Consider the following 15,464-nt stretch of genomic DNA (forward strand, 5'->3'; position numbering starts at 1 on the left):
TCCCTCAGGCCGGAGTCAGGCGCACCGTCAGGATCTGGAACGGCCGCAGGTCGATGACCAGCCCGTCCTCGTCGGCCGCCGCCGGATGCAGCGGCCGCTCCAGCAGATCGGTGATCCGGGCCTCGGCGACCGGGAACGACACCGTCAGCCGGGTCCGCGCCCGGCCGCCCGCCGACTCGTAGAGCCGTACGATCACATCGCCGCCCCGGTCCTCGGCGAGCTTCACCGACTCGACCGTCACCGCCGGATGCCCCGTCGACACCAGCGCGGGCACGACCGGGGCCACCGCCGCCCGCAGCGGAAGGTTCAGCGCCAGGCCCTCCCGTACGGCGTCGGTCACCTCCGCACCGGGCGCGAGCGCGTAGCGGAATCGGTGCACGCCCAGGTCGGTGTGCGGATCCGGGCTGTGCGGGGCGCGCAGCAGCGTCAGCCGGACCGTGGTGCCGAGACCGTCCTCGTGCGGGGTGCGGGTCACATCGTGGCCGTACGTCGAGTCGTTGAGCAGTGCGATGCCGTAGCCCGGTTCGGCGACCCGCAGCCAGCGGTGGGCGCAGATCTCGAAACGGGCCGCGTCCCAGGACGTGTTGTCGTGGGTCGCCCGGTGGACATGGCCGAACTGGATCTCGGCCGTCGACCGTTCGGCGTGCACATCGAGCGGGAAGGCCGCCTTGAGGACCTTCTCCGACTCCTGCCAGTCCACCTCGGTGTCGATGTCGAGCTGCCGGGCCCCCGCCGCGAGCCGCAGCTCCTGCACCACGGTCGACTTCCCGAAGGAGCGCACCACCCGCACGGCCGCCCGCAGCGGACCGTCCTCCACCAGGGACACGGAGTCGGCGGCGGTCAGATCGGTGCGGGTGCGGCGGTAATGCCGGTCGATGTCCCAGGCGTCCCAGTGGTTGGGGTGGTCCGGGTGCAGCTGGAGGAGGTTGGCGCGGGCCCCGGGCACCAGCGCCTCGCGACCGGCGACCAGATCGTGGACCGATGAGACCAGCCCGTCCCCGTCCACCACGACCCGCAACAGCCCGTTGTCCAGGACGATGTCACCCGCGTCCGAGGCTTCCGCCGTCACCGGGTGCTCCGGGACCGCCGCACCGTCCAGCGGCCCCGCCCCGAGCCCCGGGCTCCGTGCCAGCACCGCCGCCCGGCCCTCGCCCAGCTCCTGGACCCGCGCCCCGGACGGCAGCACCCCGGCCGCCTCCGCGTCCAGCTCGATCACCTGAACCCGGTCGTACGGCGAGGAGTTGAGCGCCACCATGCCCTCGGCCGCGCCCAGCGAGGTCACCGCCCCGGCCACCAGGTCCGCCAGCTCGGCGCGCACCTCCTCATAGGTGTCGCGGGCCTCGCGGTGCACCCAGGCGATCGACGAGCCGGGCAGGATGTCGTGGAACTGGTGCAGCAGCACCGTCTTCCACACCCGGTCGAGACGTTCGTACGGATAGCGGTAGGAGGGCGAGCGCAGTGCGGCCGCCGTCGCCCACAACTCGGCCTCGCGCAGCAGATGTTCGCTGCGGCGGTTGCCCTGCTTGGTCTTCGCCTGGGTGGTGTACGTCGCCCGGTGCAGCTCCAGATACAGCTCGCCCGACCAGACGGGTGCCCGCTGTCCGTACTCCTCCTCGGCCGCCGCGAAGAACGCCGAGGGCTTCTCGACCGTCACGCGCGGCGAGCCCTCCAGGTCCCGCAGCCGGCGGGCCCGCTCCAGCATCTCGCGGGTCGGCCCGCCCCCGCCGTCGCCCCAGCCGAACGGCACCAGCGAGCGGGTGGCCCGGCCCTTGTCGGCGAAGTTCCGCTCGGCGTGTGCCAGTTCGCGGGCGTGGAGCTGTGCGTTGTAGGTGTCGACCGGCGGGAAGTGGGTGAAGACCCGGGTGCCGTCGATGCCCTCCCACCAGAAGGTGTGGTGCGGCATGCTGTTGTGCTGGTTCCACGACAGCTTCTGGGTGAGGAACCACCGCACCCCGGCCAGCCGGGCCAGTTGGGGGAAGGCGGCGGTGTAGCCGAAGGAGTCGGGCAGCCAGATCTCCTCCGTGTCCACGCCCAGTTCGTCGGCGAAGAACCTTTTCCCGTGCACGAGTTGGCGGGCCAGCGCCTCGCCGCCCGGCATATTGGCGTCCGACTCCACCCACATCGAGCCGACCGGCGACCACTGCCCCGCCGCCACCGCCTCCTTGATCCGCTCCCAGATGTGCGGCTGGTGCTCCTTCACCCAGGCGTACTGCTGGGCCTGCGAGCAGGCGAAGACCAGCTCCGGGTAGTCCTGCGCGAGGGCGGTGACATTGGCGAACGTACGGGAGGCCTTGCGGACGGTCTCGCGCAACGGCCACAGCCAGGCCGAGTCGATGTGGGCGTGCCCGGCCGCCGAGATCCGGTGCGCGCTCGCCGAGGCGGGCCGCGCCAGTACCCCGGCCAGCGCCGCCCGGCCCGCCGCCGCGGTGCCGGAGACGTCGTGCAGGTCCAGCGCGTCGAGCATCGACTCCAGTGCCCGCAGGATCTCGTGCCGCCGCGAGCGATCGGCGGGCAGCTCGTGCATCAGCTCGGACAGCACCTCGATGTCCAGGACCAGATGCCAGACCTCCTCGTCCAGGACCGCGAGGTCGGCGGAGGCGAAGCGGTACAGCGGGCGGTCGCCGGCGGTCAGCACATCGCCGAGCGGCGTCGGTGCGAAGCCGTGCTCCAGGACCGCCGGATTGGCCGCCGCCTCCAGCAGCAGATCGACCGGCTCCCCGCCCGCCGCCGGGTCCGCGAGCGTCAGGTGCCGGTTGCGGGGATGAACACCCTTGAGAGGGACGCCCAGATGGTCGTACAGCATGCCCTCCGCCTGGAAGCCCGGCCCCTGACCGGTGAACCCCGGGTCGACGACCACCTCCACCCGACGCCCCGACCACTGACCGGGCACCGCCCCCCGGAGCCGGAACCAGCTGGTGGACCAGGGCTTCCCCCACTCCGTACCGGCCGTGAACGGCTCGAAGTCCGCCCCGAGGGCCTCGGCCACCGGCACCGGCTCGCCCGGAACGTGCCAGACGGACAGGGTGAGCGGGGTGCGGGCGGCGTACTGGGCCGGGCGGATGAACTGGTGGAGGGCCCTCTCCAGGCGGCCCTCCACCAGGGTGCGGTCGTCGTGCATCACAGCTCCTCGAACGGGACCGGGTCCTGGCGGCGTGGCTCAGGTTCCCTTCCCCTCGGAGCATGGGACACACCCCTGCTTCAGGGGATCAGCAGTCGTGGTCGACCAGGTCGAAGGAGGCGTAGTGGTCGGCGGTGTAGTAGTCCTCCTCCACCTGCTCACCGGTGACGATCCGGCGGGCGCCGCGGTTGTCGGAGCCGGGCGTGATGACCGTGTACTCGTGGTAGTAGCCGGTGGACTGGCCGGGCAGCAGACCCTCGCGGTTCTGGAAGACGGTGCCGTCCTGCTCGTACGGGAACGGCCCGCCCTGCTCGATCAGATCCAGGGTGTCGTGCGCCTGGGACGGCAGGGCGGAGTAGCAGACGCTGCCCACCGCGGCCGCCCGGAAGGCGGTCGCGGAGTAGGCGGTGGTGGAGGTCGTCGCCGGAGTGGCGGCCTGGGCCGTGACCGGGCCCGAGGCGAGGAGAAGGGACAGGAGGGCGGCCGAGCCGCCGAGCCGGGTGATGCGTGGGGGGATGCGCATGCCATCATGATGACGCGCGTAGAAGTCGGGCCGTCAACGCCAACTCGGCTGTATTCGCCGGACGTTAACCGGAGCTGCGCCTATGTGGTGATGGCGTGCGCGGGTGGGATGTTCCGTGCGCCCCTCGCCGCTCCTGACCGTTCACTTATTGATGAGTCGACAAGCGTGACCGTGTGCGTACAGGGGCATGCATCCCGTGAGGCTGTTCGACGGACAGCCTGAGTGGAGGAGGTCGGTTCACTGTGCGGGCGGGGGAAATGACGAAGCGTCAGAAGAGGACCGCGACCGTCGAGGGGCGCGGCCCCCGGGGCCGGAGACCGGGTGAGGCGCCGCTGCCGGCCCGAATGCGCCGAAGAGTCGGCCACACCGAACGGTCGGCGGTGGGGGAAGTGCGCCGGGAGCTGCGGGAGTTCCTCCGACATCGCTCCGGCCAGGAGCAGACCGACGCGGCGGAGCTGCTGGTGAGCGAGTTGGTGACCAACGCCCTCATCCATACCCGGAACGGGGCCGTGGTCACCGCCACGGCGACACCCGCCCGACTGCGTGTGGAGGTCCAGGACTTCGCTTCGGAGGATCTGCCCGCGCCGTACGTACCGAACGCCGACGACGGTACGCACGGCAGGGGCCTGATCCTGGTCCGGAGCCTGGCCGACGCCTGGGGCGTGGAGGCACAGGCCCTGGGCAAGGTCGTCTGGTTCGAGCTGCACGGCGGAAGGCCCTGAGGGGCCCTCCGCCGCGGGGCGCGATCAGCCGAACTGCTGCTCCAGATCCTTCAGTTTCTGTTCCAGCGAGTCGAGCCGGGGGAGTGCCTGGGTGTCGTCCTCGGCGGTGAGGTCGACGGTCCGCGGGTCACTTCCCTGGTTCGGTGCGTCCAGGCTCTTCGAGCTCGAACCGTCCGCCGCCTGCTTCGGGCCGACGGCTTGCAGGGATGGCCGGGGTCGCAGAGGCAGCTGACCCGGCTCTGCTATGGCGGGCTCCGCGACGGCCGGCGCGCCGCCCGAGGCCGGAGCGAGGGCGGGCACGTCCACCTGCTGCCCGCCCCGGCCGCCGCGCCCCCAGACCCGGTTCTGCCGGTTCAGGGCCTTGATGCGGGCCCGGTCCAGCTTCTCCTGGTCGCGTCGGCGCAGCCGGTCCTGCTCGCGCTCCCTGCGGTCCTCCCGTACCTCGTCCACCGCCTCGTCCAGGGTGCGGACGCCCTCCAGGAGCATCAGCGACCAGGCGCCGAAGGTCTCCCGGGGCGCCCGCAGCCAGCGGACGATCCGGATCTGCGGCAACGGACGGGGCACCAGGCCCTGTTCGCGCAGCGCGGCGCGGCGGGTCTGCTTCAGCGCGCGGTCGAAGAGCACCGCGGCCGAGAGGGACATCCCCGCGAAGAAGTGCGGAGCGCCCGCGTGGTCCATGCCCCGGGGGGCGTGCACCCAGTTGAACCAGGCGGCGGCCCCGGCGAACGTCCACACCAGCAGTCGGGAGCCGAGGGCCGCGTCTCCGTGGCTCGCCTCCCGTACGGCCAACACGGAACAGAACATCGCGGCGCCGTCCAGTCCGAACGGGACCAGATACTCCCAGCCTCCGGTGAGGTTCAGGTTCTGCCGGCCGAAGCCGACGAGCCCGTGGAAGGAGAGCGCGGCGGCGACCGCCGCGCAGCAGAACAGCAGGACGTAACTGGCGGTGGCGTACAGCGCTTCCTTGCGTCTGCGGCGTTCCTCGCTGCGTTCCCAGGAGTCGTCGGCCGCGGCCTTGCCGGCGGCACGCTTGCCGCGTGCGACCACCGTCACCGCCGCCATGACTCCCACGAGCAGTACGGCGCCCGGAAGCAGCCAGTCAAGCGATATGTCGGTCAGTCTCATGCGCGGTCCCTTGCGTCACGTAGGGCGTTTCGTGCGCCATCGTGACGGAATTCCCGTCCCGCTCCGGTGGTTTCGGGACAAGAGCACGCCTTGGGGGTGGGAGAGGCTATCGATGGGTGGAATCTTCTCGAACGGCTGCACGGTGAAGCCGAGTTGCGTTCGATTCCATGTCATCCGGACGGGCGGTGTGGATCAGGGGGCAGCCCTCAGCTTCCGCACCCGGTCCGCGTCACAGGTGCGCGGGCAGGTCACACAGGTGTCCTCGGGGCGCAGGGTGTAGAAGAGGCAGCAGCTCGCCCGGTCCCGGGTCGGCAGCGACTGGCCCTCGGGTCCGGTCAGCTCGCGGAAGCCGGCGGCGCCGGCGTACGGCTTGGTCGTGCCGGGGAGCAGCAGCTCCAGCTCGGCCATCGCCCGGCGCTCCTCGCCCAGCAGATGCGCGATGTACCAGAGGCCCTCGACGATCTCGTCCGTCGCCATTCCCCACAGGGCCCGCTTTCCGCGCCGCATGCGCGGGCCGAAGCCTTCCAGCACCGGAGTCAGGTGCTCGGTCAGGGAGTCCAGGACCTCGGCCCGCAGCGCCGTCTCGTCGGCGACCACACGGGCCCCGGGCAGCGAGGCGGCCGGGTCGTCCGGCAGACAGGCGAATTCCCGGACCCGCACGGTCAGGTGCCCGAGTGCCCGCTGGAAGGCCACGTCCTCGACCGGGATCCGGGGCACCCGGCGCTGCAGGAACCAGGGCACCGTCACCAGCAGGCAGGCGGGCCAGGCGTACCGGTGCAGACCGAAGCTGGCCACCACGTCCGGGCGGGCCTGCTGGCCGTAGTCGCGCAGCACCTGGGCGTTGTCCCAGGCGAGGAAGGTGTCCACGGCGGAGCCGCCGGCGGCCAGCTCCGCCGCGCCGACCCAGCCCGCGCCGGACGGGGCGACGGCGTCGCCGTCGAGCACGTCGGCCCGCAGACCGGGGAACACCTCGGTCAGGCGGGCGTACGCGGCGGTCACGGGGGACGTCGCGGTACCGGTGAACGGCGGGGAGAGGGTCATGCAGGGGACCACCGAATCGGGATCGTTTGCAGGTAAGGCTTACCTTACCCGACGTCATCGATGTTTGAACTGCAGCCTCCTGCATCTATCGTGCACAGGAGGTCCGGCGTACGCGAGTCGGCCCGCGGCAGGCGGAGGAGGTCCGGGTGGAGCAGGGCAGCGCGCGTGAGGGCGCACGTCCGGCGTACGCCCCCGGAGTGTTCCCGCACGCCTCGGCGGAGCGACGGATTCCGGAGAGCCGGGTGCCGGAGCAGGCCCGGGGCGAGCAGGGCCGGAGCGAACAGGCCAGGGGCGAACAGGCCAGGGGCGAGCACACCCACAGTGAGCCTCCCGCGCCGCGTGCCGTCCAGCGCCACTCCGTGCGCGGCCAGATCCTGGACGCCCTGCGCGCCGCCCTCGTCGACGGCGAGCTGGTGCCCGGCCAGGTGTACTCCGCCCCCGCGCTCGGCGCCCGCTTCGGGGTCTCCGCGACGCCGGTGCGCGAGGCCATGCAGCGGTTGGCGGTCGAGGGTGCCGTCGAGGTCGTGCCGAACCGCGGCTTCCGGGTGAGCGAACGCGGCCCCCGCGAGCTGGCCGAGCTGGCCGAGGTGCGGGCCCTGATCGAGGTGCCGGTGATGCTGAGCCTGGCGCGTACGGTCCCGGCGCACCGCTGGAGCGTCCTGCGGCCGCTGGCGGAGGCCACGGTCACGGCGGCGGCCGTGGGCGACCGGGCCGCCTACGCCGAGTCGGACCGGGCCTTCCACCGCGCGGTCCTCACCCTGTCGGGCAACGAGCAGCTCGTGACCGTCGCCGACGAACTGCACCGGCGCTCCCAGTGGCCGCTGGTCTCCAACCCGGCCACCCGCCGGGCCGACCTGCTGGCGGACGCCTCCGAGCACACCGCCCTGCTCGACGCCCTCATCGCCCAGGACCTGAACGTCGTCCAGTCGCTGGTCCGCGAACACTTCACCGGCGCCGACGGCTGACCCGGACGGCCCACCCCGGGCTTCCGCCCCGCCGGATAAGGTGTGCCCGCGCCGCGCGAGCATGATCGTTTCCGCGCGTCGCCCACCGGACGCACGAGGCGCGAGAGAAGCAGGGGCGGGGCATGGCGGGTACGGCGAAGGCACGAAGACGACCGCGGGGTCCGGTGGCGGTAGCCATGGTGGCGGCCACGCTGGTCACAGGGCTCGCGGGCTGCTCGGACGGGGCGGACGACCGTACGCCTCCGGCCCCGACGCCGTCCGCGACGAGCGCCTCGGCCACGCCGACGCCCGGCGCGAGCGAGGAGAGCGCGAGCCCGAGTCCCAGCGCCTCGCCGAGCCCCACCACCGCCCCCGCGACGACCGCTCCGCCCACCACACCGCCCCGGTCCACGCCCGATGCGCCGCTGCCCGTGCCGCGCACCAGCAGGCCCGTACCGCCGAAGACACCGGTGATCCCGCCGCGCCGGGACGGCGGCGGCTCGGGCTCCGGGACCACAGCCGTACCGCAGAACCCCAACCGGGGCCCGAACCCGCCGCCCGCTCCGCCCCGCCCGGTTCCCGAGCCGGACTGGACCGACGCGCGTTGGCAGCCGGGGGACCCGGTCGACGACCGGACCGGCGGCTGACCGGACGCGGCTGACCGGGGCGGCCCCCCGCGCCCGCCCTCGTACCGTCCGCTCAGCTCGCCTGCGCGGTGCGCGGCGCGGGCGGCCCCAGATACGGGGCCAGCCAGGTCGGCACACCGCCCAGCAGCCGGAACAGCCGGCCGGCCTCGGCGCGCAGCCGGGCCGCCTCCGGTTCCTCCTCCGCCTCCGCGAGGGAGATCAGCGCCGGGGCCGTACCGACCAGGAAGCCCAGCTCCTCCCGGATCCGCAGCGACTCCGCGAAACCGTGCCGGGCCTCGGCCACTTCGCCCTCGCGCAGGGCGAGCGCGGCCAGATGCCGCCAGGTGGACGAGAGCAGCAGTTCGTCGCCCCGGGCCGCCGCACCGGCGTGCGCCCGGCGGAACGCGGCGCGCGCCGACTCCGGCGACTCCGCGATGTTCTGGGCGATCAGCCCGCGCCGGAAGTCCAGCAGCGGCCGGGCCGGGGACGCGGGAGCCAGCAGCGCGGCGGACCGGCTCAGCGCCACGCTCGCCTCGTCGGCCCGGTCCCGTACCGCCAGGAGGGTCGAGGCGTACGCCAGATGGCCCCGCTCGGAGGCGGCCGCGCCGCGCTCGTCGTCGCCGCGGGCGATGGCCTCCGCCGTGCGCAGGGCGTCCTCGGCGTCGGTCCAGCCCTGTCCGGTGTAGAGGCAGCGCTCGGTCAGCAGGGCGGTGCGCTGGAGCGCCGCCGCCGGGTCGGTCTGCGCGTGGTGCTCCAGCAGTGCGGCCGCGTCCGTCCAGCAGGCGCGTGACCGCAGCCGCCATACCGCGGTCTGGAGCGGCGGATCGTCATCTGCTGTCGTTCCGGAACCAGACATGGCGGTATGCGCCACATTGCCCTCCCCGAGCGCGCCATTGTGCTGTTGGGTACGGCGCATCACAGCATGGAATGGCACGCCGGGCCAAGGGGTCCGGACAATGTCAGGTGAAAGATTTCACAATCGGTCGGAGTGCGACGGCGCCCCGCCGGACCCCGTGCGCGGCCGGAAGATCAGCTCATGCGCAGGGCGAGGAAGAAGTCGAGCTTGTCCTCCAGGCGCGAAAGGTCACGCCCCGTCAACTGCTCGATTCGTCCGACGCGGTAGCGCAGTGTGTTGACGTGCAGGTGCAGCCGGGCCGCGCAGCGGGTCCAGGACCCGTCGCAGTCCAGGAACGCCTCCAGCGTCTCGATCAGCTCCGCCCGGTGGCGCCGGTCGTAGTCGCGCAGCGGGTCCAGCAGCCGGGCGGTGAAGGCGCGCCGCACGTCGTCGGGGACGAAGGGCAGCAGCAGCACGTGCGAGGCCAGTTCGTGGTGACCGGCCGCGCAGACCCGCCCCGGACGGGCCGCGGCCACCCGGCGGGCGTGCCGGGCCTCCTCCAGCGCACCGCGCAGACCTTCGGCGGAATGCACAGCCGCGCTGACACCGAGTGTCAGCCGGCCGTCGTCGGCGAGTCCCGCCGAGAGCGGTTCGCGTACGGAGGCGAGCAGCGCGTCGGCGTGCAGCCCGGGCTCCCCGGCGAGGGCGTCGGCGTCCTCACCGCCCGCCACCGCGGCATCGCCCTCCGCGCCCTCCCCGGACTCCGCGGGCACGGTGGTGAGCGCGGGCAGCGGCACCAGGGCGATGGCCTCCTCGCCCGTGTGGGCGACGGCGATCCGGTCGGCGGAGTCGGGGCCGCTGACCGCCGGGTCGACGAGGATCTCCTCCAGCAGCGCCTGGGCCACCGGACCGCTCGCGATGTCGCCCGCGGCGGCGGCCTGGCCCGAGGCGCTCCAGTCGACCCGGGCCACCACGACCTGCCACTGCGGGGCCACGCCGAGGCCGGGCAGCAGGACCGGTGCGGCCACCCGCAGCCTGGCCGCGATCTCGGCGGGGGCGGCGCCCGCCTGGACCAGCTCCAGAACCTCCTGGGCGAGCCTGCGGCGTACCGTACGGGCCGCGTCGCGGCGGTCGCGCTCGACCGCGATCAGCTGGGTGACGCCCTGGAGCAGGTCGAGCCGGGCGGCGGGCCAGTCCGAGGCGTCCGCCTCGACCGCCAGCAGCCAGTCGGAGAGCACCGACTCCCGTACGTCGCGGGCGGCCGGCACCGCGCCACGCCCGGTGTTCCGGATCGGGAAGAGCGAATACGTCGTGCCGGCGACCGCGGCCCGGTACGGACCCCGGCGGCCGGTGCGGGTCGCGGCCAGATGGTGCCCGGCCAGCGCCGCGCCCAGCGGACCGGGCAGCGGGGCGCCCGCCCCGGCGATCTGGCGGCCGGTGGGGGACAGGACCCAGGCCCGCAGGTCCAGGTCGGAGGTGAGGAGGTCCAGGACCACCTCGGGGCCGCCGCCCGCCGGGCCCGAGGTCATCAGCCGCCGGTGCCGGTCCACCACGGCGGCGAGATCGCCCGCCCGCTCGCCGGAGACCTGGCGTACGACGTACTCGGTGATCGTTGCGAAGGCCACGGTCTCGTGCACGGCGAAGAGGGGGAGGCGGTGGTGCAGGCACGCCTCGACCAGATCGGCGGGGATGTCGCCGAGCTCCGCCTCGCCGGCCGCGAGACCGGCCACCCCGGCGCCCGCCAGGATCCGGACGAACGGCTCGGAGTCCGCCGCGTCCCGGTGCCAGGCGAGGCCCGTGAGCACCAGTTCACCGCCGGAGAGATAGCGGCTGGGGTCGCGCAGGTCGGTCGTCATGACGCCCCGGACCGTGCGGTCCAGCTCGTCCTCGCCGCCGAGCAGCCGCAGGCCCAGCGCGTCGGTCTCCAGCAGTGCGCGCAGCCGCATCTCGTCGCCGCCGATCTTTCCGTAGAGGGGAGTGGTAGAGGGGAGTGGAAGAGGGAGTGGGTGAAGGAAGGGGAAGGAAGAGGGAGGTGGGTGAAGGAGGTCGTGGAGTGGGGAGCCGTGGGACGAACGGGTATCTGTGAATTGCGGTGAGGTTACTGATCCCCGCCATTCGTTCGAATCTACAAGACGAGGACGGAGACCAGCCAACTCCTTCAGTGTTTCGGTGACTGCACCGGCAGGGGCTGGGCTTGTGTACTGGGCCACACACCACGTGAACACCATATGAACGAGCCAGTCGAGGGCCGGCCGTCCCCCAGCCCCAGCGAACGACCCGATTGAGAAGAAGAGAGCCACTCATGGACTTCCTTCGCCCCGCCAGCTGGGAGGAGGCGCTCGCCGCCAAGGCCGAGCACCCCACGGCTGTGCCCATCGCGGGCGGCACCGATGTGATGGTCGAGATCAACTTCGACCACCGGCGGCCCGAGTACCTCCTGGACCTGAACCGCATCGGTGAGCTGTCCGAGTGGGAGGTGGGCCAGGAGAGCGTGCGGCTCGGCGCCTCCGTGCCGTACAGCAGCATCATGGAGCACCTGCGCACCGAGCTGCCCGGTCTGGCGCTCGCCTCGCACACCGTCGCCTCGCCGCAGATCCGCAACCGCGGCGGCGTCGGCGGCAACCTCGGTACCGCTTCGCCGGCCGGTGACGCCCACCCGGCCCTGCTCGCGGCCGGCTGCGAGGTCGAGGCCGAATCCGTACGCGGCACGCGGCTGATTCCTATCGACGCTTTCTACACAGGGGTCAAGCGCAACGCCCTGGAGCCGGACGAGCTGATCCGCGCCGTGCACATCAGGAAGGCCGACGGGCCGCAGCAGTACTCCAAGGTCGGTACCCGCAACGCCATGGTCATCGCCGTCTGCGCGTTCGGTATCGCGCTGCACCCCGAGACCCGCACCGTGCGCACCGGCATCGGCTCCGCCGCCCCGACCCCGGTCCGGGCCAAGGAGGCCGAGGAGTTCCTGAACGCCGCGCTCGACGAGGGCGGGTTCTGGGAGAACGGCAAGATCATCACTCCCGCGATCGCCAAGCAGTTCGCCGCCCTCGCGTCCGGCGCCTGCAACCCGATCGACGACGTACGGGGCACGGCGAAGTACCGCAGGCACGCGGTCGGCATCATGGCCCGCCGCACGCTCGGCTGGACCTGGGAGCAGTACCGCGGCGCGGGCCGCACGCTGGAAGGAGCTGCGTAACCATGCGAGTCAATTTCACGGTCAACGGCCGTCCGCAGGAAGCCGACGACGTGTGGGAGGGCGAGTCCCTCCTGTACGTCCTGCGTGAGCGCATGGGCCTGCCCGGCTCCAAGAACGCCTGCGAGCAGGGCGAGTGCGGTTCCTGCACGGTCCGCCTGGACGGTGTCCCGGTCTGTTCCTGCCTGGTCGCCGCCGGTCAGGTCGAGGGCCGCGAGGTCGTCACCGTCGAGGGCCTGGCCGACTACGCCAAGCACCGCGAGGACGCCCACCCCGGCGGCGGCTGCGCCACCGGATCCTGCGGCACCACCCTGGACGCCGCCAAGCGCTGGCAGTCCAAGCCCACCGACGGCCAGACCGGCGAGGCCGTCGAGCTGTCCCCGATCCAGCAGGCGTTCATCGACGCCGGAGCCGTCCAGTGCGGCTTCTGCACCCCCGGCCTGCTGGTCGCCGCCGACGAGCTGCTGGAGAACACCCCCTCGCCGTCCGACCAGGACATCCGCGAGGCGCTCTCCGGCAACCTGTGCCGCTGCACCGGTTACGAGAAGATCCTCGACGCGGTCCGCCTCGCGGCCGCCCGTCAGGAAGAGGCGGTCCAGTCATGACGACCACCCCGAAGGCACAGAACGTACCGGCCGGCACGCCCACCAAGATCACCCAGGGTTCGCCCACCAAGGGCGGCATCGGCGAGTCCACGCTCCGCCCCGACGGCACCCTCAAGGTCACCGGCGAGTTCGCGTACTCCTCCGACATGTGGCACGAGGACATGCTGTGGGGCCAGACGCTGCGCTCCACCGTCGCGCACGCCGAGATCGTCTCCATCGACACCTCCGAGGCGCTTGCCACCTCCGGTGTCTACGCGGTGATGACCTACGACGACCTCCCGGCCGAGATGAAGAACTACGGCCTGGAGATCCAGGACACCCCGGTGCTCGCGCACGGCAAGGTCCGCCACCACGGTGAGCCGGTCGCCATCGTCGCCGCCGACCACCCGGAGACCGCGCGCCGCGCCGCCGCCAAGATCAAGATCGAGTACCGCGAGCTGCCCCTCATCACCGACGAGGCCTCGGCGACCGCGCCGGACGCCGTACTCGTGCACGAGGGCCGCGACGACCACCACATCGGCCACGTCCCGCACCCCAACATCGTGCACCGCCAGCCGATCATCCGTGGCGACGCCGACGAGGCCGCCAAGCGCGCCGACGTCATCGTCACCGGCGAGTACGTCTTCGGCATGCAGGACCAGGCCTTCCTCGGCCCCGAGTCCGGTCTCGCCGTGCCGTCCGAGGACGGCGGCGTCGAGCTGTACGTCGCCACCCAGTGGCTGCACTCGGACCTCGGCCAGATCGCCCCCGTCCTCGGCCTGCCCGAGGACAAGGTCCGCATGACGCTCTCCGGCGTCGGCGGGGCCTTCGGCGGCCGCGAGGACATCTCGATGCAGATCCACGCCTGCCTGCTGGCGCTCCGCACCGGCAAGCCGGTCAAGATCGTCTACAACCGGTTCGAGTCCTTCTTCGGACACGTCCACCGGCACCCGGCGAAGCTCCACTACGAGCACGGTGCCACCAAGGACGGCAAGCTCACGCACATGAAGTGCCGCATCGTCCTGGACGGCGGCGCCTACGCCTCCGCCTCCCCGGCGGTCGTCGGCAACGCCTCCTCGCTCTCGGTCGGTCCGTACAAGATCGAGGACGTCGACATCGAGGCGATCGCCCTCTACACCAACAACCCGCCCTGCGGCGCGATGCGCGGCTTCGGCGCGGTCCAGGCGTGCTTCGCCTACGAGGCGCAGATGGACAAGCTCGCCGCGAAGCTGGACATGGACCCGGTGGAGTTCCGGCAGCTCAACGCCATGGAGCAGGGCACCCTGCTGCCCACCGGACAGCCCTGCGACTCGCCGGCCCCGGTCGCCGAGCTGCTGCGCCGGGTCAAGTCCCGGCCGCTGCCGCCCGAGCAGCAGTGGCTGGCCGCGGGCAGCGAGGGCACCTCCATCGACGTACGGGCCCTGCCCGGCGGGCTCTCCAACACCACCCACGGCGAAGGCGTCGTGCGGGGTGTCGGCTACGCGGTCGGTCTGAAGAACGTCGGCTTCTCCGAGGGCTTCGACGACTACTCCACCGCCCGCGTGCGGATGGAGGTCATCAACGGCGAGCCGGTCGCCACCGTGCACACCGCGATGGCCGAGGTCGGCCAGGGCGGCGTCACCGTCCACGCCCAGATCGCCCGTACCGAACTCGGTGTCAACCAGGTCACCATCCACCCCGCCGACACCCGCGTCGGCTCCGCCGGATCGACCTCCGCCTCCCGTCAGACGTACGTCACCGGCGGCGCGGTCAAGAACTCCTGCGAAGCCGTACGGGAGAAGGTCCTGGAGCTGGGCCGCACCAAGTTCGGCACCTACCACCCGGCCTGGGCCACCGCCGAACTCCTCCTGGAGGGCGGCAAGGTCGTCACCGACGGCGGCGAGGTGCTCGCCGATGTGGCCGACGTCCTGGAGGACGAGGCGATCGACATCGAGCTGGAGTGGCGCCATCGCCCCACCGAGGCGTTCGACCTGCGTACCGGACAGGGCAACGGCCACGTCCAGTACTCCTTCGCCGCGCACCGCGCGGTCGTCGAGGTCGACACCGAGCTCGGCCTGGTCAAGGTCATCGAACTGGCCTGCGCCCAGGACGTCGGCAAGGCGCTCAACCCGCTCTCCGTCCTCGGCCAGATCCAGGGCGGCACCCTCCAGGGCATGGGCGTCGCGGTGATGGAGGAGATCATCGTCGACCCGAAGACCGCGAAGGTGCGCAACCCGTCCTTCACGGACTACCTGCTTCCCACCATCCTCGACACGCCGACCATCCCCGTCGACGTGCTCGAACTCGCCGACGAGAACGCCCCGTACGGGCTGCGCGGCATCGGCGAGGCCCCCACCCTGTCGTCCACCCCGGCCGTCCTCGCGGCGATCCGGAACGCGACGGGTCTTGAGCTCAACAGGACTCCGGTGCGGCCCGAACACCTCACCAGCACCTGAGAGCCTGCCGGGCGACCTCCCACCCGTCGTCGCCCGGCAGCCGCTCCGAGCGGTCCCCCCCGAACTCTCCGGGCGGTGCGCAGAGCCGAGAACGTCACACTTTTCCGCACCCCGCACCGCCCGGAGGCCCAAGTACCGCACCGCTCGCGGTTCTTCACCGCCGTGCCCGAGGGCACGGCAGCGCCTCACGGATCATCCGTGCCGCCGGCACATCCGTTCTGCTTCAACAGTCCGTCCCGGCCGTCCCCGGGTCGTGCAGCCGACGCAGTCATCCCAAATCCCGCATTCAGGAATCTCCACGCGGGTGCCCCTGTGAACCTT

At 72.4% G+C, this 15,464-nt stretch carries 12 protein-coding genes; 6 read left to right on the forward strand and 6 right to left on the reverse strand.

The annotated features are described in order from the left end of the window. Window positions 1-4 precede the first annotated feature (4 nt). Window positions 5-3,118 (reverse strand): glycoside hydrolase family 38 C-terminal domain-containing protein, encoded by a 3,114-nt coding sequence (locus G3I54_RS38595; protein ID WP_164622068.1) that lies wholly within the window; start codon window positions 3,116-3,118, stop codon window positions 5-7. A gap of 88 nt (window positions 3,119-3,206) precedes the next feature. Continuing rightward, window positions 3,207-3,641, reverse strand: coding sequence for a ribonuclease domain-containing protein (locus tag G3I54_RS38600; protein ID WP_164622070.1), 435 nt, complete (start codon window positions 3,639-3,641; stop codon window positions 3,207-3,209). A gap of 344 nt (window positions 3,642-3,985) precedes the next feature. Between G3I54_RS38600 and G3I54_RS38605 the strand changes: the two genes are divergently transcribed. Further along, window positions 3,986-4,363, forward strand: coding sequence for an ATP-binding protein (locus G3I54_RS38605; protein ID WP_164622167.1), 378 nt, complete (start codon window positions 3,986-3,988; stop codon window positions 4,361-4,363). 24 nt (window positions 4,364-4,387) lie between these two features. Here the strand turns inward: G3I54_RS38605 and G3I54_RS38610 are convergent, their stop codons facing one another. Further along, window positions 4,388-5,488, reverse strand: a complete 1,101-nt coding sequence (locus G3I54_RS38610; protein ID WP_164622072.1) for a DUF2637 domain-containing protein — start codon at window positions 5,486-5,488, stop codon at window positions 4,388-4,390. Between the two features lie 192 nt (window positions 5,489-5,680). Next, window positions 5,681-6,529: a (2Fe-2S)-binding protein gene (locus G3I54_RS38615; RefSeq protein WP_164622074.1), complete on the reverse strand. Its 849-nt coding sequence runs from the start codon at window positions 6,527-6,529 to the stop codon at window positions 5,681-5,683. 146 nt (window positions 6,530-6,675) lie between these two features. Between G3I54_RS38615 and G3I54_RS38620 the strand changes: the two genes are divergently transcribed. Further along, the gene (locus tag G3I54_RS38620; RefSeq protein ID WP_164622076.1) at window positions 6,676-7,494 is read left to right on the forward strand and encodes a GntR family transcriptional regulator; all 819 of its coding nucleotides are present in this window, start codon (window positions 6,676-6,678) and stop codon (window positions 7,492-7,494) included. Window positions 7,495-7,670: 176 nt separating this feature from the next. Continuing rightward, on the forward strand, window positions 7,671-8,120 hold the full coding sequence (locus G3I54_RS38625; protein ID WP_164622078.1) for a hypothetical protein: 450 nt from the start codon (window positions 7,671-7,673) through the stop codon (window positions 8,118-8,120). Between the two features lie 52 nt (window positions 8,121-8,172). On the opposite strand, the gene G3I54_RS38630 is transcribed toward G3I54_RS38625, so the two are convergent. Together G3I54_RS38630 and G3I54_RS38635 are read right to left on the reverse strand one after the other, a co-directional pair. After that, window positions 8,173-8,955: a hypothetical protein gene (locus G3I54_RS38630; RefSeq protein ID WP_164622079.1), complete on the reverse strand. Its 783-nt coding sequence runs from the start codon at window positions 8,953-8,955 to the stop codon at window positions 8,173-8,175. Window positions 8,956-9,128: 173 nt separating this feature from the next. Beyond that, the gene (locus G3I54_RS38635) at window positions 9,129-10,880 is read right to left on the reverse strand and encodes a PucR family transcriptional regulator ligand-binding domain-containing protein (RefSeq protein WP_164622081.1); all 1,752 of its coding nucleotides are present in this window, start codon (window positions 10,878-10,880) and stop codon (window positions 9,129-9,131) included. Window positions 10,881-11,236: 356 nt separating this feature from the next. Between G3I54_RS38635 and G3I54_RS38640 the strand changes: the two genes are divergently transcribed. Genes G3I54_RS38640 through G3I54_RS38650 form a run of 3 tightly spaced genes read left to right on the forward strand, consistent with a single transcriptional unit; the run spans window position 11,237 to window position 15,143 of the window. Beyond that, window positions 11,237-12,127 (forward strand): xanthine dehydrogenase family protein subunit M, encoded by an 891-nt coding sequence (locus G3I54_RS38640; RefSeq protein WP_164622083.1) that lies wholly within the window; start codon window positions 11,237-11,239, stop codon window positions 12,125-12,127. Window positions 12,128-12,129: 2 nt separating this feature from the next. Beyond that, complete coding sequence (locus tag G3I54_RS38645; protein WP_164622085.1) at window positions 12,130-12,729, forward strand: (2Fe-2S)-binding protein; 600 nt, start codon at window positions 12,130-12,132, stop codon at window positions 12,727-12,729. Then, window positions 12,726-15,143: a molybdopterin cofactor-binding domain-containing protein gene (locus tag G3I54_RS38650; protein ID WP_164622087.1), complete on the forward strand. Its 2,418-nt coding sequence runs from the start codon at window positions 12,726-12,728 to the stop codon at window positions 15,141-15,143. Before G3I54_RS38645 ends, G3I54_RS38650 begins: the two co-directional genes overlap by 4 nt. Window positions 15,144-15,464: the final 321 nt, after the last annotated feature.

The sequence above is a fragment of the Streptomyces sp. SID14515 genome (genome assembly GCF_010548505.1).
GTDB classification, from domain to species: Bacteria; Actinomycetota; Actinomycetes; order Streptomycetales; family Streptomycetaceae; genus Streptomyces; species Streptomyces caviscabies.